At 72.8% G+C, this 22,523-nt stretch carries 20 protein-coding genes; 7 read left to right on the top strand and 13 right to left on the bottom strand.

Annotated features, from left to right (window positions below; genetic code table 11):
- From BJ981_RS18265 to BJ981_RS18240, 6 genes are read left to right on the top strand one after another with little or no spacing between them, the layout of a single operon-like run.
- Complete coding sequence (locus BJ981_RS18265; protein ID WP_184612528.1) at window positions 1–1,005, top strand: amidohydrolase family protein; 1,005 nt, start codon at window positions 1–3, stop codon at window positions 1,003–1,005.
- 11 nt (window positions 1,006–1,016) lie between these two features.
- On the top strand, window positions 1,017–2,033 hold the full coding sequence (locus tag BJ981_RS18260) for a DODA-type extradiol aromatic ring-opening family dioxygenase (RefSeq protein ID WP_184612527.1): 1,017 nt from the start codon (window positions 1,017–1,019) through the stop codon (window positions 2,031–2,033).
- Window positions 2,030–2,692, top strand: coding sequence for an RraA family protein (locus BJ981_RS18255; RefSeq protein WP_184612526.1), 663 nt, complete (start codon window positions 2,030–2,032; stop codon window positions 2,690–2,692). Before BJ981_RS18260 ends, BJ981_RS18255 begins: the two co-directional genes overlap by 4 nt.
- The gene (locus tag BJ981_RS18250) at window positions 2,689–3,339 is read left to right on the top strand and encodes an RraA family protein (protein WP_184612525.1); all 651 of its coding nucleotides are present in this window, start codon (window positions 2,689–2,691) and stop codon (window positions 3,337–3,339) included. The genes BJ981_RS18255 and BJ981_RS18250 overlap by 4 nt, the downstream gene beginning before the upstream one ends.
- Window positions 3,336–3,947, top strand: a complete 612-nt coding sequence (locus BJ981_RS18245) for a 4-carboxy-4-hydroxy-2-oxoadipate aldolase/oxaloacetate decarboxylase (protein ID WP_184612524.1) — start codon at window positions 3,336–3,338, stop codon at window positions 3,945–3,947. Before BJ981_RS18250 ends, BJ981_RS18245 begins: the two co-directional genes overlap by 4 nt.
- Window positions 3,944–4,924, top strand: coding sequence for a flavin reductase (locus tag BJ981_RS18240; RefSeq protein WP_184612523.1), 981 nt, complete (start codon window positions 3,944–3,946; stop codon window positions 4,922–4,924). Before BJ981_RS18245 ends, BJ981_RS18240 begins: the two co-directional genes overlap by 4 nt.
- Window positions 4,925–4,976: 52 nt before the next feature.
- Here the strand turns inward: BJ981_RS18240 and BJ981_RS18235 are convergent, their stop codons facing one another.
- The 6 genes from BJ981_RS18235 to BJ981_RS18210 are packed head-to-tail and all read right to left on the bottom strand — an operon-like array spanning window position 4,977 to window position 13,818.
- Entirely contained in the window at window positions 4,977–6,674 is a 1,698-nt protein-coding gene (locus tag BJ981_RS18235) for a (2,3-dihydroxybenzoyl)adenylate synthase (RefSeq protein WP_184612522.1), read from the bottom strand.
- On the bottom strand, window positions 6,655–8,748 hold the full coding sequence (locus BJ981_RS18230; protein ID WP_184612521.1) for an acetate--CoA ligase family protein: 2,094 nt from the start codon (window positions 8,746–8,748) through the stop codon (window positions 6,655–6,657). The genes BJ981_RS18235 and BJ981_RS18230 overlap by 20 nt, the downstream gene beginning before the upstream one ends.
- The gene (locus tag BJ981_RS18225; protein WP_184612520.1) at window positions 8,745–10,331 is read right to left on the bottom strand and encodes an FAD-dependent monooxygenase; all 1,587 of its coding nucleotides are present in this window, start codon (window positions 10,329–10,331) and stop codon (window positions 8,745–8,747) included. Before BJ981_RS18225 ends, BJ981_RS18230 begins: the two co-directional genes overlap by 4 nt.
- Before the next feature lie 10 nt (window positions 10,332–10,341).
- On the bottom strand, window positions 10,342–12,078 hold the full coding sequence (locus tag BJ981_RS18220) for an FAD-dependent oxidoreductase (protein ID WP_184612519.1): 1,737 nt from the start codon (window positions 12,076–12,078) through the stop codon (window positions 10,342–10,344).
- 18 nt (window positions 12,079–12,096) lie between these two features.
- Window positions 12,097–12,957 carry a VOC family protein gene (locus BJ981_RS18215; protein WP_184612518.1) on the bottom strand — a complete coding sequence of 287 codons (861 nt, stop codon included), beginning with the start codon at window positions 12,955–12,957 and terminating at the stop codon, window positions 12,097–12,099.
- Window positions 12,958–12,975: 18 nt separating this feature from the next.
- Window positions 12,976–13,818, bottom strand: coding sequence for an alpha/beta fold hydrolase (locus BJ981_RS18210; protein ID WP_184612517.1), 843 nt, complete (start codon window positions 13,816–13,818; stop codon window positions 12,976–12,978).
- 283 nt (window positions 13,819–14,101) lie between these two features.
- Between BJ981_RS18210 and BJ981_RS18205 the strand changes: the two genes are divergently transcribed.
- Entirely contained in the window at window positions 14,102–15,265 is a 1,164-nt protein-coding gene (locus BJ981_RS18205) for a helix-turn-helix domain-containing protein (protein ID WP_184612516.1), read from the top strand.
- Between the two features lie 104 nt (window positions 15,266–15,369).
- Here BJ981_RS18205 and BJ981_RS18200 read toward each other — a convergent pair whose 3' ends face one another.
- From BJ981_RS18200 to BJ981_RS18170, 7 genes are all read right to left on the bottom strand, one after another.
- Window positions 15,370–15,669 carry a winged helix-turn-helix domain-containing protein gene (locus BJ981_RS18200; RefSeq protein ID WP_372436899.1) on the bottom strand — a complete coding sequence of 100 codons (300 nt, stop codon included), beginning with the start codon at window positions 15,667–15,669 and terminating at the stop codon, window positions 15,370–15,372.
- Window positions 15,666–16,094 carry a hypothetical protein gene (locus BJ981_RS18195; protein ID WP_184612515.1) on the bottom strand — a complete coding sequence of 143 codons (429 nt, stop codon included), beginning with the start codon at window positions 16,092–16,094 and terminating at the stop codon, window positions 15,666–15,668. The genes BJ981_RS18200 and BJ981_RS18195 overlap by 4 nt, the downstream gene beginning before the upstream one ends.
- Entirely contained in the window at window positions 16,091–16,855 is a 765-nt protein-coding gene (locus BJ981_RS18190; RefSeq protein WP_204070229.1) for an ABC transporter permease, read from the bottom strand. Before BJ981_RS18190 ends, BJ981_RS18195 begins: the two co-directional genes overlap by 4 nt.
- The gene (locus BJ981_RS18185) at window positions 16,855–17,793 is read right to left on the bottom strand and encodes an ABC transporter ATP-binding protein (protein ID WP_204070228.1); all 939 of its coding nucleotides are present in this window, start codon (window positions 17,791–17,793) and stop codon (window positions 16,855–16,857) included. The genes BJ981_RS18190 and BJ981_RS18185 overlap by 1 nt, the downstream gene beginning before the upstream one ends.
- A gap of 109 nt (window positions 17,794–17,902) precedes the next feature.
- The gene (locus tag BJ981_RS18180; RefSeq protein WP_184612512.1) at window positions 17,903–18,748 is read right to left on the bottom strand and encodes a thiopeptide-type bacteriocin biosynthesis protein; all 846 of its coding nucleotides are present in this window, start codon (window positions 18,746–18,748) and stop codon (window positions 17,903–17,905) included.
- Window positions 18,745–21,207, bottom strand: a complete 2,463-nt coding sequence (locus tag BJ981_RS18175) for a lantibiotic dehydratase family protein (RefSeq protein WP_184612511.1) — start codon at window positions 21,205–21,207, stop codon at window positions 18,745–18,747. Before BJ981_RS18175 ends, BJ981_RS18180 begins: the two co-directional genes overlap by 4 nt.
- Complete coding sequence (locus tag BJ981_RS18170; protein ID WP_184612510.1) at window positions 21,204–22,307, bottom strand: PqqD family protein; 1,104 nt, start codon at window positions 22,305–22,307, stop codon at window positions 21,204–21,206. The genes BJ981_RS18175 and BJ981_RS18170 overlap by 4 nt, the downstream gene beginning before the upstream one ends.
- Window positions 22,308–22,523 lie beyond the last annotated feature (216 nt).

Here is a 22,523-nt window from a genome sequence, read left to right as displayed (position 1 = left end):
ATGATCATCGACGTGCACGGTCACGTGACCGCGCCCAACGAGCTGTACGCCTGGAAGGCCAATCTTCTCTCGCACCGCGGCGCGCACGGCGGCAAGGCGCCGGCCATCAGCGACGACCGCATCCGCGAGGTCCACCACGAGCCGCACCCGAGCTTCGGCGACGTCTCGCACCTCGACCACATCGACGGCGCCGGGGTGGACGTGCAGCTCATCTCCCCGCGCCCGTACCAGATGATGCACAGCGAGCAGCCCGCCAAGATCGTGCGCTGGTTCACCGAGGAGACCAACAACATCATCCACCGCACCGGCGAGCTGTTCGACGGCCGCTTCCGCGGCGTCGCCGGCCTGCCGCAGTCGCCGGACCTCAAGCCGGAGGAGTGGGTGGGCGAGCTCCGCCGCACCGTCACCGAGCTGGGGTTCGTGGGCGCGCTGCTCAACCCCGACCCGCACGAGGGCACGGCCGTGCCGCCCGCGCTGGGCGACCGGTACTGGTATCCGGTCTACGAGGCGCTGTGCGAGCTGGACGTGCCGGCCCTCATCCACGCGGCCGGCTGCCGCCCGCCCGCCCGCGAGCCGTACAGCCTGCACTTCATCCAGGAGGAGACGGTCGCGATCTGGAGCCTGCTGTCCTCCGACGTGCTCAAGGACTTCCCCGACCTGAAGATCGTCGTCTCGCACGGCGGCGGGGCCGTCCCCTACCAGGTGGGCCGGTTCCTGCCGTCCGGGGTGCGGGCGGGCGGCACGCCGTACCTCGACAAGCTGCGCCGCCTGTGGTTCGACACCTGCCTCTACACCCAGGAGGCCATCGAGCTGCTGGTCAAGGTCGTCGGAGTGGAGCGCTGCCTGTTCGGCACCGAGAAGCCCGGCACCGGGTCGCAGCGCAACCCGGAGAACGGCCGCTGGTTCGACGACATCCACCTGCTGGTCCGCGACATCGACTCGTTCACCGAGGCCGACCGGGAGGCGATCTTCCACAAGAACGCCGCCGCGCTGTTCCGGCTCTGAGAGGCACGCTCATGGCAACCGTTGTCACCGCGATCGGCACCTCGCACGGCCCCCAGCTCAAGACGCCGCCCGCGCGCTGGGCCGAGCGCGGCGTCGCCGACCGCCGCAGTTCCGCCCTGGAGTTCCGCGGCCGCCGCTACACCTTCGACGAGCTGCGCGCCGCGCGGCCCGACTTCGCCGCCGAGTGCGCGCCCGAGGTCCAGGAACGCCGCTGGGACGCGAGCCAGGCGGCGATGGACCGGCTCGGCGCGCACCTGGCCGCCGCCGAGGTCGACGTGGTCGTGATCGTCAGCAGCGACCACAAGGAGATCTACGACGACGCGCTGCTGCCCGGCTTCGCCGTCTACTGGGGAGACGACGTCGCGCACGTGCCCTTCACCGCCGAGCAGCTCGACGCCATGCAGCCGGGCCTGGCCGAGGCGGCGCTCGGCGACGTGCCGGACCGGCCGATCACCCGGCCCTGCCATCCCGCGCTGGCCCGGCACCTGATCGAGCGGGCCGTGGACGACGGCTTCGACGTGGCCGCCTCGCGCGCGCTGCCCGCCGGCCGCTACGGCAACCACGGCGTCCCGCACGGCTACGGGTTCGTCTACCAGCGCATCATGGGCGAGTCCTCGGCCGTGCCGATGGTGCCGGTGTTCGTCAACACCTTCTACGAGCCCAACCCGCCCTCCGCCCGCCGCTGCCTCCAGTTCGGCAAGGCGCTCGGCCGCGCCCTCGTCACCTTCCCCGGCGACCTGCGCGTCGGCGTCGTCGCCTCCGGCGGGCTGTCGCACTTCGTCGTCGACGAGGAGCTCGACCGGGCGTTCCTCAAGGCCCTGGAGGACGGCGACGAGGCGTTCCTCGCCGGGCTGCCCGCCGCGCAGATGCGCTCGGGCACCTCCGAACTGCGCAACTGGATCGTCGTGGCCGGGATCGCCGCCGAGACCGGCCTGCGCGTCGCGAGCGCCGACTACCAGCCCTGCTACCGCACCGAGGCCGGCACCGGCAACGCCATGGGCTTCGTGACCTGGGAGAGCACCCGATGAGCGACCTCGACCGGCTGCGCGCCCTGGACGCGTGCGCCGTCTCCGACGCCCTGGACACCCTCGGCCTGCCCGGCGCGGTCACCGGCCTCGCCCCGATGTGGCCGGTCGGCCGCGTCATGGCCGGCCGGGTGCGCACCGTCAAGGCCGCGCCCAGGTCCGGCGCCGGTCCCGCCACGCACATCGCCACCCCGCTGGTCGCGATCGCCGAGCCCGGCGACGTGGTCGTCATCGACAACCACGGCCGCACGGACGTCTCCTGCTGGGGCGGCCTGCTGGCCGAGGCCGCCGGGCGGCGCGGCGTGGCCGGGGTGATCGTCGACGGCGCCTGCCGCGACGTGCAGGACTGCGAGGCCCTGGACCTGCCGCTGTTCGCCCGCGCGGCGGTGACGGTCAGCGCCAGGGGCCGGATCGTGCAGGAGGACATGGACGTCCCCGTGCAGATCGGCGGAGTGCGGGTGTGCGGCGGCGACTACGTGATCGCCGACCGCAACGGCGTCGTCTTCGTGCCCGCGGCCGAGCTCGGGCGCGTGCTGGAGCTGGCCGGGCGGATCGCCGCGCGCGAGGCCGCCATGGCCGAGGCGGTGCGCTCGGGCCGCGGCGTCGTCGACGTCATGCACGACTCCCAGTTCCCCACGATCACCCCGGAGGTGACCTCATGACCCTGGAGGAGCGCTTCGCCGCGCTGTCCACCGCCACCGTCTCCGACGCGCTGGACAAGCTGGGACGGCCGGGCAGCCTGCTCGGCATCGCGCCGCTCGGGCCCGGCCGGTCGCTGGCCGGGCGCGCCTACACCGTGCGCTACGTCCCGGCGGGCGACCCGCCGGGCACGGTCGGCGACTACCTCGACGACGTGCCCCCGGGCGGGGTCGTCGTGCTCGACAACGCCGGACGCGCCGACTGCACGGTGTGGGGCGACATCCTCACCGCCGTCGCGCACGCGCGCGGCGTGGCGGGGACGGTCATCGACGGCGTCTGCCGCGACGTGCACCGGGCGCTCGGCCTGGGCTACCCCGTCTACAGCCGGGGCCGCTTCATGCGCACCGGCAAGGACCGCGTCGAGGTCGCCGAGGTGCAGGGGCCGGTCACGATCGGCGGCGTGCAGGTACGGCCGGGCGACCTGATCCTCGGCGACCAGGACGGCGTGCTCGCCGTGCCGCGCGACTGCGAGGAGCGGGTCCTGGAGATCGCGGAGGGCATCGCCGCCCGCGAGGACGCCATCCTGCGCATGGCCCTGGACGGCGCGACCATCGCCGAGGCCCGCGCGGCGCACGGCTACCACAACCTCCAGCGCAAGGAGACGCCATGACCGCCGAGCCGCTGGAGCTGGGGACGGCCACCCTGTTCGAGGCCTCCGGCCTGCCCTGCGACCTCGACCCGGCCTTCCGGCCCGTCTGGCCCGGCGCCCGCGTGGCGGGCCGGGCGCTGACCGTGCAGGCCGCCGAGGGCGACAACCTGCCGCTGCACTGGGCGCTGGAGGAGGCCGAGCCGGGCGACGTGCTGGTCGTGGACGCCGGCGGCGCGCGGTTCGGGTACTGGGGCGAGGTGCTCGCCGTCGCGGCCGAGGCGCGCGGCGTCGCCGGGCTGGTCATCGACGGCGGCGTCCGCGACACCGCGCGATTGCGCGAGCTGGGCTTCCCCGCCTTCGGCACCCACATCGCGATCCGCGGCACCGGCAAGCGCTGGCGGGGCACCGTCGGCGCGCCCATCGTGATGCGCGGGCGCCCGGTGCGGACCGGCGACCTCGTGGTGGCCGACGAGGACGGCATCGTCGTGCTGCCGGAGGCCGTCGTCCCCGGCGTGCTGGCCGCCGGGCGCGAGCGGGTGGCCAAGGAGGAGGCGTTCATGGCCCGGCTGCGCGAGGGCGAGCTCACCCTCGACCTGTACGGCATGCGCGACCTGCCGGAACTGCCATGAGCCTCGCCGACGACTTCCGCCGCGCCGCGGGGAGCTTCGCCTCGGGCGTCACCGTCGTGACCACCAGCGACGGCGAGCACCTGTACGGCATCACGGCGACCTCGTTCGTCTCCCTGTCGCTGAACCCGCTGCTGGTCACCGTCTCGATCAACGGCTACAGCCCGTTCCTCGACGAGGTGGCCGCGACCGGGTGCTTCGCCGTCAGCGTGCTCGCCGGCGACCAGCGCGAGGTGTCCCAGTACTTCTCCACCCGCGGCCGCGGCCGGGCCGCGGGCGCCTTCCCCGGCGTGCCCACGGTCGCCCAGGCGACCGGAGCGCCGATCGTCGCGGACTGCCTGAGCTGGTTCGACACCCGGCTGCACGCGATCCTGCCCGGCGGCGACCACCAGATCCTCATCGGCGAGGTGGTGGCGGCCGGCTCCGGGACGGCGACGCCATTGCTGTACTGGTCCGGCGGCTACCGGCGGCTGGACCCGGCCGACGAGGGCGTCCCCGCCCGGGTCGAGACCTTCGCCGACGCCCTGTCGGCCCGCCTGCACGCCGACGGCCTGACGCCGCACCAGCTCATCGAGGCCCAGCACGCGCTGGAGCCCGCCGCCGCCGAGCTGGCCGCCTTCCGCCGCTCGCCGGAAGGGCTCGGCGCGCTGAAGGAGGCGCTCGACGCCGCACGCGAGGCGGTGGCCTCGGCCGAGCGCTTCACCGAGCGGTCGGTGCGCTTCCACGCCGCGCTCGGCGCCGCCAGCGGCAACCCGGCCATCGCCGCCTCCCTCCAGGCCCTGGCCAGGTCCCGGCACGCGCACTACGCCACGGGCACCAACCCCACCGCCACCCGGCGCACCCTCGCCGCCCACCAGGAGATCTACGACGCCATCGCCGCGGGCGAGGCCGTGCGGGCCCGCGAGGCGATGACCGCGCACCTGGCCGTCGTGGGCAGCCGGTTGTGCTGCGAGGAACCCGGCGAAGGAGAACCCGCATGAGCGTGCGCACAGCCCCCGGCGGGCCGGCGCGGCGCCGGGCGGGTGGCCCGGGTCAGCGGGGGGCCGTGGACAGGCGCTCGGCGATGTCGGCGCGGAGGGCCTTCTTGTCGATCTTGCCGACTTTCGTGGTGGGGAGTTCCGCGACGACCACCAGGTGTTCGGGGAGCTTGTAGCGGGCCACCCCGGCTGACTCCATCAGGGCCCGGATCTCCTCCAGGGTGACCGTCGCGGCGGAGTGGGGGACCACGTAGAGGCAGACGCGTTCCCCCAGAACGGGGTCGGGCATGGCGACGGCCGCCACCTGGCGGACCGCGGCGGACTGGTAGGCGAGGTTCTCCACTTCTTCGGCGGAGATCTTCTCGCCGCCCCGGTTGATCATGTCTTTGTCGCGGCCCTCCACCACCAGGTTGCCCTCGGGGGTGCGGCGGCAGATGTCGCCCGAGCGGTACCAGCCGTCGGAGGTGAAGGCGCGGGCGTTCTGTTCCGCGGCTCGGTAGTAGCCGCGGGGCGTGTAGGGGCCTCTCGTCAGGAGGCTTCCCTGCTCGCCGTCCGGCACGTCGTCGCCGTGCTCGTCGACGAGGCGCACCTCGTCGGCGGCGGACAGCGGGCGGCCCTGGGTGGTGCAGATGACGTCCTCGGGGTCGTCCAGCCGGGTGAAGTTCAACAGTCCCTCGGCCATGCCGAACACCTGTTGCAGCCGCGCCCCGAGGACGGGTTCCACGCGGTACGCCAACTCGTCGGCCAGCCGGGCGCCGCCCACCTGGATCACCTGGAGGCTGCGCAGCGCGTCCGCGCCGTGTTCTGCGGCATGGTGCAGCCAGCGGTTCGCCACGGCGGGGACCACCGCCGTGTGCGTGACGCCCTCGGCCGCGATCGTCGCGAACGCCCGTACGGGCTCCGGCGAGGGCAGCATGACGACCCGGGCGCCGGCGAGGAACGCGCCCAGGATGCCGGGGCAGGCCAGGGGGAAGTTGTGCCCGGCAGGGAGGCTCACCAGGTAGACCGAGCCGGAGGTCACCCCGGCGACCTCCGCGCTGGCGCGCGCGTTGAAGGCGTAGTCGTCGTGGGTGCGGGCGATCAGCTTGGGCAGGCCGGTGGTGCCGCCGGACAGGAGGAACACGGCCGTGTCCCGTGGCGAGGGGGCGATCGCGTCGAGGCGGGACCGGGCGGCCGCCGCGTCGCCGGACGGGGCGAACAGGCCGCGCAGGTCGACGCCGCCGGGAGCGACGTGGTCGCCTGCCACCAGGACGTGCCACGCCGCGCCGGTCGCGGCCCGCACGTCGCCGGCCAGGTCATGGGCGAGGGCCTGGTGGTCGAACTCCCCGATGCGGTCCGGCACGGCGATCGCCACCGCTTCGGCGTGGACGGCCAGGTAGGTGAGCTCGGCCCGGCGGTGCGCGGGCAGCGCCATCACCGGCACGATGCCCGCGCGCAGGAGCGCCAGCGTGAGGAGCACGAACTCCCAGGAGTTGCCCAGTTGCACGACGATCCGGTCACCGGGGGCGAACCCGAGGTCCAGCAGGCGCGCGGCGGCGATGTCGGCCCGGTCGGCGAGTTCGGCGTGGGTGAGCCGCAGACCCGTCCCGTGACAGGCGACCGGGTCGATCAGGGCCGGGGCGTGCGGGGCGCGGTCGGCGGCGGCGCGCAGCAGCGTGCCGAGCGGGATGCCCGCCCAGTACCCCGCCTCGACGAATCGTGCCACCTCCGCGTCGGGCCACGGGACGGTGTGCTCAGCGATCGGGGTGGGCATCGTCGGCCTTTCTCGTGAGGATGACGGCGTCCAGGGCGATCAGACCTGTGCGCGTCAGCCGCAACGGGTTGATCTCGATCTCGTCGATGCGCGGGTTGGCGGCGAGCAGGCCGCCGAGGGCGGCCACGACCTCGCCGAGCGCGCGTGGCGCCAGGACCGGGCCGCCGCGCCATCCGGCGAGCAGGGCACGTCCGGAGAGTTCCGACGGCATGCCGCTCGCCTCCTCCACGGACAGCGGCGCCAGGCGGACCGCGACGTCGGCCAGCGCTTCCGCGACGGTGCCGCCGAGGCCGACGAGGACGACGGGGCCGAACACCGGGTCGCGGCGCGCGCCGACGATCAGGTCGATCCCGGGCGGCGCCATCGCCTCGATCAGGTAGCGGCGGGCGCCTGCCGCGTCGAGGCGGTCGAGTGCCGCGTCCAGGGCCTGGTGGCCGGTGATGCCGAGATGGACGCCGCCGATCTCGGTCTTGTGGAGCACCGCGGCGTCGAGCAGTTTCGCCGCGACGGGGCGGACGCCGCCGTCGCCGTCATCGCCGCCGAGCGCGTCGAACGCCTCGTGCGCGGCGGAACGGGTGGCGCAGCGGCGGCGGGGCATGGTCGCGATGCCCAGGTGGTCGAGGAGGTCCTTGGCCTGGCCCTCGTCGTAGTCGTCGGCCACCTCGACGACCGCGCCAGGGGCCGCGGGCTCGCCGCCGCCGATCGAGCGGGCGCGGGCGTCCGCGACGAGCGCGGCGGTCGCGGCGGCGACTCCGGCGGGATCACCGGCCACGGCGATTCCGGCGGCCCGCAGCGCGTCCCGGTCCCGGGCGACGGCCTCGCCCGTCCCGCCCAGGCCGAGGACCAGGGGGACGCCGTCGGTCCGGCCCGCTCGTGCGGCGGCGACCAGGTCGACCGCGCCCGGCTCGTGCAGGGCGTACGCGGCGACGATGTCCACACCGGGGTCGGCGCCGACGGCCTTGAGGACGCCGCTCATCGCCGGGCCCGGGCGACCGGTGTCCACCGGGTTGCGCTGGTAGGTCAGTGGCGGCAGCAGTGCCGCGATCCCGTCCTGGGTGTGGCGGGTCAGTTCGGGGACGGCGATCGAGCGCCCCTGGAGGTTGTCGAGCAGGAGCAGCCCCGGACCCGCCTGGGCGGTGACGACGCCCACGCCCGGATCGCCGGCCGCGCGGGCTCGCGTCACCGCGAGGGCGCCCACGGCGTCCACCAGTTCCCGTTCGTCCCCGACGAGGACGGCGCCCGCCTGGGCGAGCGCGGCGCGGGTGGACCGCCAGGACGTGGCGAGCGCGCCCGTGTGCGAGGCGGCGAAGGCGCCCACGTCGCTACGCCCGACCACCAGGGCCACCACGGGCCGCCGGGCGGTCAGGCGCCGCACGGCGGCGATCAGCCGCGGGCCGTCCGCCACCGTCTCGACGTGCAGGGCCACGGCCGTCGTGTCCGGATCGCCGGCGAGATGGTCGAGGACGTCGGGCGCCGTCACGTCGGCCCCGTTGCCCAGGCCGACGGCCAGGCTGATGCCGTGCCCGGCTTCGGCGAGCGCGAACGCCAGCGCGTGGTTGACGCCGCCGCTCGCCGCGACGACCGCGACGCCGCCGGACGGCACGCGGGACGTTCCGGGGACGAAGCTCGCCGTCAGGTGCGCGCCGGGCACCAGGAATCCGCTGGTGTTCGGGCCGAGCACCCGGATGCCGGTGGCGCGGGCGATCTCGGTGAGGCGGCGCTGATGCTCGGCGCCCTGCCCGTCGGCGACCTCCGCGAAGCCTCCGCCACAGACGAGCGCGGCCCGTACGCCCGCGCCGGCCGCTTCGGCGAGGATGGCGGCGCAGGCGGCGGCGGGAACGCAGAGCACCGCGAGGTCGATCGGGCCGTCGGCGGACGCGGCGCCGATCGACGGATACATGGTGTCGTCGCGTCCGTTCACCAGGGCCAGGTGACCACCCGCCGCGGCGAAGCCCTCTAGCGAACGGGCCATCGCGGCCCCGAGCTTCGCCGGGTTCCGCGACGCCCCGACGATCGCGATGCCGCGTGGCGCGAAGAGCGCGTTCAGCGGGCCGGGCGTCCTGGTCTGTGTCATGCGGGCACTCCTACGAGGTCGGCGCGGCCGGAGAGGACGGCGGTGACGGCGCGATCGAGGTCGGCGTCGGGTTCGATCGCCAGGGCGGGCAGGCCGGCGCCCAGCCGTGCGCGCTCACAGAGGAGGGTGCGGGTCAGCGGGGTGCCACCGTGGACGGCGACCAGCACGGGAGCGTCCGGCCCCGTCGGTCCGGCCGGCTTGGTGAGCTCGCCCAGCCGGGCGAGAAGCGGGGGCAGGTCCGCCTCGCTGTCCGGCGCGGTCAGCAGGGCGCCCCAGACGCCGGGCACCGGATCCGCCGACAGCGGCAGACCGGGCGTGCCGTCGATCGCGGCCGGGCGGCCGTCGGCGCCGGACCGGATGCGGACCAGGCGGGCCGGGGTGGTCCACGCGGCGGTCAGGAGCGGAGTGTCCAGCGGGTCGGCGCCGTGCGCGGCGCGCCACGCCCGGTGGACCGAGTCCACGTACTCGGGGGCGCGGCGGGCCAGCCGCCCGTCGGAGATGCTCCGGGACAGGAAGTGGTACGCGAACTGCCACGGTTCGAAGGCGTCGTGGTAGGCGCCGAAGTGCTCCCACCAGGAGAGGCTCGGGCGGGCGGAGTCCTGGATGCGGCGGACCGAGGGCTGGGCCGCCTTCTCGTACGCGCTCAACGCCATCGCCAGATCCGTGTGCGTGGTCAACGCCCGGGCCAGCGCGATCGCGTCCTCCATGGCCATTTTCGTCCCGGAGCCCACGGAGAAGTGCGCGGTGTGGACGGCGTCCCCCAGGAAGACCACCGGACGCGGGGCCATCGTGTGCCACTGCCGCGTCCGCCGGGTCCGGAAGGCCGCCCACCGGGAGTTGTTGGTGAGGAGCCGCCCGCCCTCGATCTGGCCGGCGAACAGATTCTCCAGGTACTCCTTCGAGCGAAGGTCGCTCGGGCCCGGCGGCTGCGAGGTGTCGAACTCGTCCAGTCCGGCGCGCCGCCACGTCGCCTCATCGGCTTCGACGATGAACGTCGACATGGCATCCGAGATGGGGTAGCCGTGGACCGCGAAGACGCCGTCCGGGCCGCGTTCGTGAATGAACGTCAGGCCGTCGAACAGGTGGTCCGTACCGAACCAGATGAATCTGGCCGTGGCCGTCTCGACGTCCGCGCCCAGGTCGGCCCCGATCTCTTCCCGGATCTTGGACGCGGCTCCGTCCGCCGCCACGACCAGGTCGTACTCCGCCAGGTCGGACAGCCGCGCCTCGGTCGAGAAGCGCAGCGTCGCCCCCACCTCGCGGGCGCGCTCCGTGAGCAGCAGGAGCAGGGTGCGGCGGACCACGGCGGCCATGCCGTTCCCGCCGCACCGGACGCGCTCCCCCTTCAGCCGGACCTCGATCTCGTCCCAGTGCCGGCCGTGGTCGGTCAGGGCGCGGCGGAGGACGGGGTCGGCCTCGTGGATGGCCTCCAACGTGCGGTCGGAGAAGACCACCCCGAAGCCGAACGTGTCGTCGGCGCGGTTGCGCTCGAAGACCGTCACCTCGGCGGCCGGGCTCGCCTGTTTCATGAGAGTGGCGAAGAACAGCCCGCCGGGGCCCCCGCCCACCACCGCGATTCGCATAAGGCTTAGCTCACCTGCCCAGAATCTCGGCCATGACCTCGGCCAGGGTCGCCTCGGGGTCCTCGGTCGCCGAGGCCGCCCGCCAGGCGACCATGTGGTCAGGGCGGATCAGCAGGACGCCGTCCTCGCCGACCTCGGACATCGTCTGGTAGTCGCCGTAGCTGTCCTCGTAGTCGCAGCCGCGGCCGATGGAGTGCACCCGCAGCGGGACGCCGAAGCGCTTGGAGACCAGCTCGGCCGCGTCGCGCCAGGCCGCCCCGTTGATGCCGGTGAGCAGCGTGAACCGGCCGCGTCCGCACAGGTCGAACGTCGAGACGCGGTGCTGGTCGCGGGTCACCCAGACATGTGGCAGGTGGCGGCCGGGGCGGCTGGTCGCGAAGTAGTAGATCTCCTCGTCGCGCGGCGCCGCCTGGTCCGGCGTGCCGTCGGAGACGATCGCGCCGGAGGTGTAGTGCTGGTTCGTCTCGACGCCGTGCGTGTTGAAACACATGATCGTCGCGTGCAGCGCGGCGTCGAAGGCCCGGCGGCGCTCGGTGGCCTCGGGGGTGGGCGCGTCGAGCGCGTCGAGCGCGTCGCGCAGCGCCTGCGCGTCGGACGCGGGCGGCAACTGGAGCGCCATGAACAGGTGCGGCATGAGCCCGTCGCTCTTCTTGGCCCGCTGCACGATCTGCTTGGCGACCGGCAGCCGCTCCTCGCGGTAGCTGTCGAGCAGCGAAGGCGCCGCCTGCCCGCGCAGCACCATCATGAGCTTCCAGCACAGGTTGTAGCTGTCCTGCATGGACGTGTTCGAGCCGAGGCCGTTCATCGGTGAGTGCCGGTGAACCGCGTCGCCGACGCAGAAGACGCGGCCCTTCATGTTGTCGGTCGCGTACACGTCGTTGACGGCCCAGGTGGAGATCGACTCGACCTTCACGGGCACCGTGTCGTCGCCGATCAGCTGGTGGGCGATGCGGACGCCGTCCGCCTCGGTGAGCGAGGGCTCCCCGGCGGCGACGTCGTATCCCCAGACGCCGATCCAGCGCGTCCACGGGCGGACCATGCGGAGCACGCCGATGCCGTTGCCGTCGTGGCCGACGCCCGGCTGGATGAACCAGTACATGTCGCCCGGACGATGCTCGGCGAAACGCGACAGGTCCGCCTCGAAGACGACGTTGATCGAGCCGCCGAGGCCCATCTTGCCGACCAGCGGCAGGCCGAGCTGCTCGACGACGGTCGAGTTGCCGCCGTCCGCGCCGATCAGGTACTTGGCGCGGATCTCGTGCCGGCCCCCGGTCAGCCGGTCCTTGACCACGGCGGTCACGCCGTCGTCGTCCTGCGTGAACGTGAGCAGCTCGGTGTTGAAGCGCACGGACGAGCCGCGGGCGGCGGCCGCGTTGAGCAGGATCGGCTCGAGGATGTGCTGCGGCAGGTCGCAGACCGCGGACGGGCTGGCCAGGTCGTGCTCGGCCTTGAAGTGCGGGTGGGTGTACCAGGTGCGCAGCCGGCCGAGCTCGCGTCCCGCGAGGCTGGTGCCGTACACGTGCTCGCCCATGAGGTGCTGGGGGGTGGCGTTCTTGACCACCTCCCCCTCGAGGCCGAGGTCGCGGAACACCTCGACGCCCCGCTGGTTGGTGATGTGCGCGCGCGGCGTGTTCGACACGCTCGGGTACTTGTTGATCACCACGTTCGCGATGCCGTAGGTCGACAGCAACGCGGACGCCGCGGCTCCGGCCGGACCGGCGCCGACGATCAGGACTTCGGTCTCCATGATCTTTTCTCCGAAGAGCTAGTGACGGTGGCCCCAGAGGTCCGGGCCGGGGATTTCGGTGACCTCCCAAGTCGCGTCGTCGATGAGGACTCCGCCGCTGCCGAACTCCGTGTGCACGCCGACGGGAGACTCGGCGTAGAAGGAGAACATCTGGTCGTTGCTGTGCCGGCCGAGCGTCATCGTGACGGGGACGTCGCGGTCCAGGACCAGGTCGTAGGTGCGCCCGACCTCGTCCATGTCGGGGACCTCCAGCATGAAGTGGTGCAGGAACGGCTGGTCGATGCCGAAGAACGGGCCGTCCACGAACGCGATGCTGTGGTGGCGCGGGTTGGTGTGCAGGAACGTGGCCTGGAACGGCGTGCGCATGGTGTCGCTGATCTTGAAGCCGAGCACGTCCGTGTAGAACCGCTGCTGGGCGGCCACGTCCGGGCTGGCGAGGACCACGTGGCCGAGGCCGAGCTCACCGGTGATGAAGCGGTCGAGGTCGCGGGCCGAGGTGAACTCGCCCTCACCGGTCGTGGCGCCGTGGAAGAGCTCGACGCGGTTGCCGGCCGGGTCGAGGAAGTGGACCATTCCGGCGACGCGGCGGATCTCCAGTTCGCGCTGCGACGCCGGCCGGGCGATGACACCGTGGTCGCTGAGCTCGTCCATCGCGGCGCGGAGCGCGTCGGCGTCGGCGAGCTCCCAGCCGTAGTACGCGCCGCCGTCACGGTCGGACGCCTCGACGGTGATGCGGTGGTGGCGGTCGTCGATGCGGAAGTGGGTGGCGTTGTCCTCACCCGCGACCCGCTGCATGCCGAGGATGTCGGTGGCGTAGGTGGTGAACGCGTCCGGCTCGCGTGCGGACAGGCCGAGGTATCCGAGCTGCTTGATGTCCATCTGTCTGGCTCCTAACGGTCAGTTCGCTGCCTTGAGGAAGTTCCGGAGGAGGACCGCGTAGGCGTCGGCCCGCTCGATCTGCACCCAGTGGCCGCAGCGCGGGAAGATGTGCAGTTCCGCGTTGGGCAGATGCCGCTGGAGGTACACGCTGGAGTCGGGCGTCACGAACCGGTCCTCGCGACCGTGCACGAGGAGGAACGGGTGCGCCATCCGGCGCAGCGCCGACGGCGGCACCGCGGCCTCGGCAGGGGAGGAGGAGAAGAAGCACTCGTACGAGCGGCGGATCTCCGGCCGCATGATCTCCTTGTGCCGCTCCTCGGCGATGGCCGCGATCGACGCCCCGAGCTCGTTCTCGTCGTGGACGAACCATTTCGTCAGGTTCTCCAGGGCGCTGAGCGAGGGATCCTTGTAGAACGAGACCATCCGCATGACCTCGGGCGTCGGCTGCGAGTGACCGCCCGCGCTGCCCATGAGAGAGACCTTGCGGACGCGCTCCGGGGCCGCCATGACCAGGTGCATCGCGAGGGCGCCGCCCATCGAGTTGCCGACCAGGTGGGCCTGCTCGATGCCGTGGGCGTCCATGAGGGCCAGCACCTGGTCCACGCGCATGCGCAGCCAGCCGATGAGGCTGCTTGGCATATCCTCGGGGTGGTCGGTACGGCCGTAGCCGACGAGGTCCGGGGCGAGAACCCGGTATTCGTCCGACAGGGCCGGGACGAACCCGCGCCAGTTCGACGCGGCGTTGGCGCCGGGGCCGCCGCCGTGCAGCAATATCACCGCTTCCTTAGCCTCGTCACCGGAGTCCAGAAAGAAAGTGGAATAGCCGTTGGTGGTAACGGTCCGCTCAGTGGTCTCGGCCACGTGAATCAGTTTCCTTCCCAATCCTGCATGGAATCCGCTCAGCGTGGGCCGAGTGTTCGCGCAGGCGTGATCAGCGGATGTGAGTATTCGCCGTATCGCCCAGGCGGCGGGGGTCGACCGTGGCCGGGGGGCGCGGCGACGGCGTTACCGCCCTCACTCCGCACGTTGCGTCGATGTGCTATATCGGTAACCGTAGATGGGCGGCACGCGGACGCGCTTCGGACGATCTGTCGCCGATTCACCGGCGGTGATCAGACCATATGTCGGAGGGAGAGGACCGCCGATGAGCCTCGATGACAAGCTCCAGGATCTGGCCGACCGCCTGGGCGTCGCGCTGGTGGTGCTCGACCGCGACCTGAAGCCGGTGGCGTACAGCATCCATGACAACGCCACACGCCGGGGGCGCCTCGCCCAGCTGCTCGCGGAGTCGGCGAGCCCCCTGACGGACGCCCTGGTGAAGGAGCACAACCTGTGGGCCGCCACGCGTCCGGTGCGGCTCGGGGACGACGGGGAGAACGGGGCGCGCGTGGTTCTGCCGCTCCGGCATGAAAGGCAGTTGGTGGGCTATGTCTACCACGTCGAAGATCGGGAGCCGACGGCGGACGATCTGAGTGCGCTCGAATCCGCGGCCACCGAGATCGGAGTATTGATGGCGCTGCGGATCTCCGACCTCAGGCACCGTACGGAGCATTCCAAGCTGCTCCTCTCCGCGCTTCTCGGGGATTCGCCGGCGGGGCGGCGGCAGGCCGCGGAAACCCTGGTGAGCGAAGGGCTCATCGAGGACGTCGAACACTATTCCGTGCTCGTCTGCCAGGCTCCGGACACGCTTCCGAGATCGCTCACCCGGCTGGCCGTGGAAGCGACTCTCGAATTCACCGCGCGGGCCACGACCGTGAAAATCGCCGGAGCCGTGCTCGGGCTCGACGGGGTCGTTCTCTTTCCGCGTCCGGTCAATCGGGAGAGGCTCGATCGGGCGCTCTTCGGGCCTCGGCTGCAGGACATCGTCGCCGGGGTGGGCAGCGTGAAGCCGACGCTGGCGGGGGCCGTCGACTCCTATCGGGAGGCACGGCTCGCCTGCCGGGCCTCCCGGCTCGACCCACAGCGGTACGGGAAACGGGTCTTCTGGGCGGATCTCGGGCTCGACCGGCTGCTGCTGCAGCTACCGCTGGAACGGCTGACCCGGGAGGACTTTCCGGTCGCGGTGCAGCGGCTCCTGGCGTCGCCGCACGGGGTCGAGCTGGCGGGGACGCTGGAGGCGTACCTGGAGTGCGGCGGCGAGATCCAGGGCACGGCCCGGCGGCTGAGCGTCCACCGCAGCACGCTCTATTACCGGCTGGACCGCATCAGGGAGATCGTCGGCTACGACATCACCGACAGCGCGCTCCGCCTGGACCTGCACGCGGGCCTGCGCATCGCCCGCCTCGCGGGCCACTGGCCCAAGGACTAGAGAAGCATCACGAACCGGCCGCCGATCCGCAGCCATCCGCGAGGCAGGGTGTCGAGTGCGCGCCCGGCCCGTGGACCCGACCGCTCCCCGGCCGGCGCAGGGGGTCAGAGGTCTCCCGCGATCTCCCGCAGGGCCGTCAGGTGCTGGGTCCAGGCCGTGCGGCCCGCGCCGGTGAGCGCGGCGTAGGTGCGGGGGAACTTGCCGACGAACATCTTGCGCGGCTTGACGTACCCGGCGTCGGTCAGCACCGACAGCTGCTTGGACAGCACCGAGTCCGACACCTCGATCGCCTCGGCGAGGGTCTTGAAGTCCACCTCGTCCACCGCCGCCAGCGCCGCCATGATGGAGAACCGCACCGGCGCGTGGATGACCGGGTCGAGGTCCTTGCGGGGGTGGATCATCATCCGGCCCGGTCGCCGGTGACCCGGTTGGCGACGATGACGGCCCAGTACGGCAGGGTCGAGGCGGTCGCGCCGGCCGTCCACCACCACAGCACGTGCGGGAAGAGCACCGGCCCCAGCGTCGTGGTCAGGGCCATCAACAGCGCGCCGAGGGGGAAGGCGACCGAATAAAGGATCTTGTGGTGGCGCGGGATCACCCGGCGGGTGCTGGTGTAGATCACCATCAGCATCATGGCGACCAGCGCCACCATGAACCCCGACAGCTGGGCGGGCTGCTCCAGCAGCATGCCGCTGGCGAGGATCGCCACGAAGACGATCACACCGAGCAGGGCGATGCCCCACAGGTGCCAGCGGCCCTGCGCGCGCAGCCGGCCGGCCAGGTAGGCGGCCTGGTCCAGCGACTCCCGGGCGTTGCCGTCCTCGCTCATGCGCGGCGTCCCTCCCCCTGGTCCCATTTGAAGGTGCCGATCGCGACCGCGGCGGCGAGCAGGCCGGTCCCGACGACCACGACGATCGACAGCCACGATGGATGATAAGGGGACGCGCCGGGCATCTGGCCGAGCAGAAGGTCGGCGAAGAACGTCGTCGGCAGCATGCGCAACACGCTCGCCACGGCGTCGGGCATCAACGAGAGCGGGAAGGCCAGGCCGGACAGGAACAGGGCGGCCAGCTGGACCACGTTGCCGACGTTCGTCGCCGCGTCCGGCGAGTTCATCCGGCCGCCGATCAGGTAGCCGATCCCGCCGAACATGACCATTCCCAGCAAGGTGACGCCGAACAGGACCGGGACGCGCCCCGGGTCCAGGTCGGCGGCCACGGTGGCGATCGCCAGCAGGGCCGCGGCCTGGACGAGGAGCATGCCGATCCGCACCACCATGTGGGTGGCCAGCAGGCGTCCGCGGCCGACCGGGGTGGTGCCCAGCAACCGCAGCGCGCCCTTGGCGCGCATGTTCGCCAGCGACCCTGAGGTGACGATGAGCGAGGTGGAGGTGACCGCCAGGAACAGCGCCATCGGGGTGAGGAGCTGGAGGAAGTTCGGGGCGCCCTCCGTTCTGGGCATGAGCCTGCCGATCGCCAGGAAGATGGCCATCATGCCGAACGGAAAGAACAGGGCGAACCAGAAGTAGCGCTTGTCGCGCATCAGCTCGCGGCGGTGCAATCCGATCAGTTCACGCGTCACGACGGACATCACGCCTCCTGGAGGGCTTCGTCGGCGGGCGCGAACGCCGAACCGGTGAGGCGGAGGAACACGCCCTCCAGCCCGGCGTCCTTCACCTGGATCCGGCGTCCGCCGAGGGGGCCGGACACCACGCCGAGCAGCGCGTCGGCGTCGGTGGTGGACAACGTGACCCGCAGCCGGCCGTTGACGCGGTCCTCCACGAGATGGGTCACCCCCGCGTGCGCGCGCAGCGGCGTCAGGTCGGCGTCCGGGTCCACGTCGAAGATCAACTGTCGCTCGGGGGCATGCTCCCGCACCAGGTCACCTGGCGTGCCACAGGCCACGACCCGGCCCTTGTGCAGGATCGCCACCCGGTCGCACAGGCCGGCCGCCTCCTCCATCAGGTGGGTGGACAGCAGCACGGTGCCGCCGCCGGCCCGGTGGGACCGGACGGCGCCCCACAGCTCCTGGCGGGCGCTCGGGTCCAGGCCGGTGGAGGGTTCGTCCAGGACCAGCAGCCGGGGCCGGGAGATCAGCGCGGTGGCCACCAGGAGCCGCTGCCGCTGGCCGCCGGAGAGTTCGGCGGCGCGCACGTTCGCCGACTCGGTCAGGCCCAGCCGGGCGATCACCTGCTCGGGCCGGTCGGCCTTGGGGTAGAACGAGGCCCACAGCCGCAGCAACTCGGTGACGGTCTGCTGGTCGAACAGGGCGGCGTGCTGGGGTTGGACGGCCAGGACCTGGCGGAGCTCGTCGCGGTGGGCGACCGGGTCGAGCCCGAGCACTCTGACGACGCCCGAGGTGGGGACCCGCAGCCCCGCGATCATCTCGATGCCGGTGGTCTTCCCGGCTCCGTTGGGGCCGAGCAGGCCGAAGATCTCGCCGGCGTGGACGCTCAGGTCGATGTGGTCGACGGCGTTGAAGGTCGCGCCGTCGCGTTCGTAACGCTTGACGACTTGCTCGAATAACACGGCCTCATCAGGCACGGGTTTCCTCCCGGCTCTTCACGTCAGGGAACGCTTACCGTGTTCCATTCTGACAAGTACTTTCCAAAGCGGCAACTACTTGCCGGAGCGGAATTCAGCCAGTGGAGGCGGCGAGGACGCCGAGGCCGCACTCCTCGGCGGGGACGAACCCCCAGCGGTTCATCTCCATGTGCAGGTAGTGCAGGAGCAGCACCGGCCGGGGCACCGGGTTGTCCTCCCTCTCGGCCCGGTCGAGCGCCGCCACCACCTGCCCGACGTGCTCGTCCAGGCCGTGCCGCAGCCGGCCGGTGACGTCCTCGGCCTGCGCGACGCCGTCGGCCACCCGGCCCAGCAAGGCGTTCAGCTCCGGCTGGGTGCGCACCAGCACGCGCAGCTGACCGCCCCACTGGCGGCGGTGCGCCGCCCAGAACTCCTGGTGCCCGGCCGCGGGCAGCGCGGCCTCGATCAGCCCTCGCATGAACGTCACCGCCAGCCGCGCCCGCGCGCCCGGCTGGTCGAAGCCGATGAGGGAGTTACCGGCGATCCACGCGCTGGACGCGGTGAACAGCTCCTCGGCCAGGCCGACCCCGCGCGTGCCGCCGTACTTGGCCAGCTCCGGCGCGTACAGGCAGGTCGTGGCGTGCCTGGCGCCGCCCGTCCCCATCGGCGCCGCGCCCGTCACCAGCCGCCGGGCCTCCCCGGCGGCCGGGAGACCTCGCAGCAGGCCCACCACGTCGTCCAGGCGGCCGTGCAGCCGGTCGGCGGCATCGGCGCCGAGCCGCAGCCGCAGCCGCAGGTGGTGGCCGGTGAGATCCCAATAGCGGACGAAGAACCACCGGTCGGCCCCCTCGCGGGCCGCCAGATCGCGCAGCCACGGCAGCAGCGTCTCGGCCGCCCGGTCCATCAGCGTCGCGTCGCCGGGATAGGCGCGGACGTACCACCAGTCCTGACGTGCGCTCATGGGGTGTGCTCCTTGGGCCAGACCAGGACCGCCGCGTGCTCGCTCGCCCGCCGTCTCCCCTGGTCGTCTCGCTGCGGCTGCATCCGGCGGTCCGGCAGCGCCTCGGTGATCCGGACGTGCGTGGTGGCGGCGTCCAGCCACCCGGCGAGCACCGCGCCGGAGGTCGGAGAGACCCACGAGGCCCACAGCGGCTTGCGGTGCGCGGCGCTGTAGAAGCCCTGGCCGCCCACCTGGTGGACGAACACCTCCTCCGGCATTCCGTGCGCGCGGCGGAAGGCGTCCATCCGCACCACCAGATCCGCGTCCGACTCACCCGCCCGGGGCAGCGGCAGCGAGGCGACCGGCGCGAGCCAGGAGGCACGCCGCAGCACCAGCCGCCCCTCGCTCACCCGCGGCAGCGCGACCACCTGCTCGGGGTGGCATCCCGCCATCAGCTCCGGCATCCGGGTCATCGTGTAGTCGGAATCGGAGGAGCCGTTCACCCACGGGTCGGCCAGCACCGCCAGCAGCCGCACATAGGACTGCAGCGTGTGCTGCGGGACCAGCCCCAGGTACGCCAGGCCGATCGGCTCGCCGGCCAGGTCCACCAGCGACAGGGTGTCCGTCGCCGCGTCGTGCACCAGGCGGGTGTCATCCAGCGTGATCGCGTGCTCGGCGGCCGGTTCGCCCGGAAGCAGCAGTGGCGGCAACAACCCGCCGCACATGGCCTGGGCGGTGTTGCAGTCACTCCAGACCACGAACTCCCGGCACGCCACACCCGGCCGCGTGGCGATGACGTGCTCGCGCAGCCGGTCCCGGAACCCTTCTCCCAGCAGGCCGGTGAACCGGCTGAACAGGCCGCCGCCGCCCGCGCTGAACTGGTTGACCACCAACCGGTGGTTTCCGCGTGCCACGCTGTCGTGGCCGTCGGCGGCGAGCTGGAACAGCACCGCGGCGGACGGCGGGGCGCTGGTGGGCCCCACCGGGAGCCAGGCCCGCTCCCCCGGGTCACCGCGGCGGGTGAGGTCGGCGGCGATCGCGGCGTCCAGCGGCGGGTTGGCGTCACGCTCGATCGACAGCCGCAGGAGGAATCCCAGCGGATCATCGCACACCCCGCCCGCCCCGAACTCGGCGACGAAGGAGTCCACCAGCAGGTCGTAGACGTGAGATCGGAAGATGGCGGGCCGCATCCTCTCGCCCAGCGCCCGCAGGTCCTCCGCGACCGGCTCGTGCGCGGTGACGTCGGGCAGGTCGCCATCGGCCTCGCGGTCCTCGTACAGCAACGCCGACGGGGCGGGTCTGCCGTGGGAGGGCCGCGCCCAGGCGCGGGCGAACCGGTCCAGGTCCGCCAGCGCCGCCAGCCTTTCCTTCGCGCTCGCCCGATTGGCCTGTGCCCCGCGCGTGTGGGCGGCGCGCAGCTCGTCCGCGCCGATCGGGCCGGCGGGAACGCCGTCCATGAGCGTGGCCAGCACGGCCAGCGGATCCTCGCCCTGCCGCCACGGCTGCACGATCGTCAGCACGCCGGCGTCCAGCAGGCGGCGGAACCGGGCGAACGGATCGGCCCCGCCCAGGTGGTCCAGCACCGTCGCCAGCGTGAGGTCCCCGCCGGGAAGACCGGCCAGCCACGGCGCCGCGTGGTCGGCCTCCATCACCCGATCCGACCGCCACACCACCCCGCCGGCATTGACGGTCTCGCCGTGCAGCAACAGCCCGCCCGGCGCGTCGCGCCCGCCGGGCCGGACGGGGGCGCCCCGGTAGCGGAGCAGCGCGGCGGTGGCCGGGTCGCGGGCCAGACGCTGCGCGGCGAGCATCGCCAGGGCGACGGCGGTGCGGCTCAGCGCCCGCCCCTCCGCCCTGGCCCCGGCCACGCCCACCGTGGTGAGCCCCGAGAACGGGCTGGTCTTCACGGCGGCCCGGGAGACGTAGGAGTACAACGTCTTCACGGTGCGCGGCGTGGCCGCCTCCATCTTGCCGTGCCGCACCCAGTCGGGTGCGGCGATCGCCATCGATGCCATGACGCCCGGGTCGTCGAGGGCGGCGCGCAGGATCCGCAGGGCGGCCTCCCGGTCGTGCTCCACCTGGACGGAGAGTTCGCCGAGCGTGGCGGTCCGCTCTTGCGACAGACGCACCCACGTCCGCAGCAGGTCACCGGCGGGCTCGTCCAGCAGGGTGACGACCTTCTCGATCGTCTCCGGCGTCCATCGCGGGGTTCGCAGCCGGTGCAGGGCGCGCCTGCCCGCGAGCACCTCGCGCCGCAGCGCCACATCGTCGTCCAGCCGCGGGACCACGGCGTACAGGGCGTCGTTGAGCGGGCCGGCCAGTTCCGCCAGCCGCCGCCCCGTGCGGGCCACGTCCGCGAGCAGCCGCCGGGTCGGCTCGCCGACGATGTCCAGCGCGTCGACCGGCACCCCGCCCACGCGCGTCATCACCGGCCCGGACAGGACCGGACGCCGCCCGCCGCCCGCGGTGGCGCCGGTCATCCCTGCACCGCCTTGACGGCCATCCCCACCACGGCCGGGACGCCCCGGAACGCGCCGTAGGCCACCAGGCAGGTGTAGGCGGCCGAGATCGCGCCGTACAGCGTCAGCCCGGCCCGCTTCCCGCGCGACAGCGCCGCCAGATAGGCCGGCGGCTCACGCCGGAGCAGACGGCTCTTGATCAGCGTGAACGCGCGGCCCCGGGCGTCCACCGACCCGAACGCGGTCTCCAGCGCCACGAAACCGTCGGAAGGCAACAACGGATTCAGGTTGATCACCAGGCCCATGAGCTGCATGGCGAGCAGGAAGGCCAGCGACTGCTGCACGAAGCCGTGCGTGTTCAGCGCGACCAGGCCGACGACGCCGCACCACCAGCCGTCGGACATGACGCCCGCCATGGCCAGCGTGATCCGGCCGCCCTTGCCCTTGTGCCGGTAGGCGTCGGTGCGGTCCACGTACGCCACCGGCATGAAGTAGAACAGCAGCGCCACCCCGAGCCCGCGCACCGGCACCTTCAGCACCTGCGCCACCAGGGCGTGGCAGGTCTCGTGGCACAGCACCAGCAGCAACTGCAGGGCGGCGGCCACGAGGAACGGCGGCCCGATGATGTGCGTCAGGTTCGGCATCCTGGTGAACAGCGTGGTGAGGCCCAGGCAGAAACCGGCGATCGCGCCCACGGCGAAGACGCCCACCAGCACGGTGGCGGACATCCGGCGCAGCACGCCCGCCACGGGCTCCAGGAGCACCGGCAGCTTCCTGGTGATCACGACGCGCGGCATCATCCGGGAGGTCTTGACGCGCCTGCCCGCCTGCCCGGCACCCGGCGGCGGACCGGTGCCGTCCAGCAGCCCGGACGACTCCAGCGTGGCCAGAAAGCCGTCGATCTGAGCGCGGAGCTTCTCCGCGTGGCCGGTGTCGTCGCCGGCGAACAGCTCGACCAGCTCCTCGCGGGTGCGGGAGCCGTCGAGATAGGAGAGCACCACCTCGCCCGCGCGGGTGATGCGATGGTAGCTGCCGGTCACCGGGTCGAAGATCAGCGGAATGTCGTCCATTCCGCGGATGACCTCGAGCTCCTGGCGGAGTCTCGGCGAGGCGATGGGCACGGGTGGATCCTCCGCGATGAGGGCATGGAGTGGTGCGGCGCACGTGCGGGCACCGGGAACCGCCGCCTGTGGGGTGCGGCGACCCCCGGTCGAGGAGTTGCGCCGCAGATCGGGGCCATGGTTAGGTGGCCCCGACCTGCGACGTCTTTCGCGTCGTCACGCAGGCGGCTCCGGGCGGGACGGCGCCGTGCGGCGACCGGCCGATGCCGGCGCGTC

The sequence above is a fragment of the Sphaerisporangium krabiense genome (assembly GCF_014200435.1).
In the GTDB taxonomy this organism is placed as follows: domain Bacteria; phylum Actinomycetota; class Actinomycetes; order Streptosporangiales; family Streptosporangiaceae; genus Sphaerisporangium; species Sphaerisporangium krabiense.
This window is presented reverse-complemented; position numbering and strand designations above follow the sequence as displayed.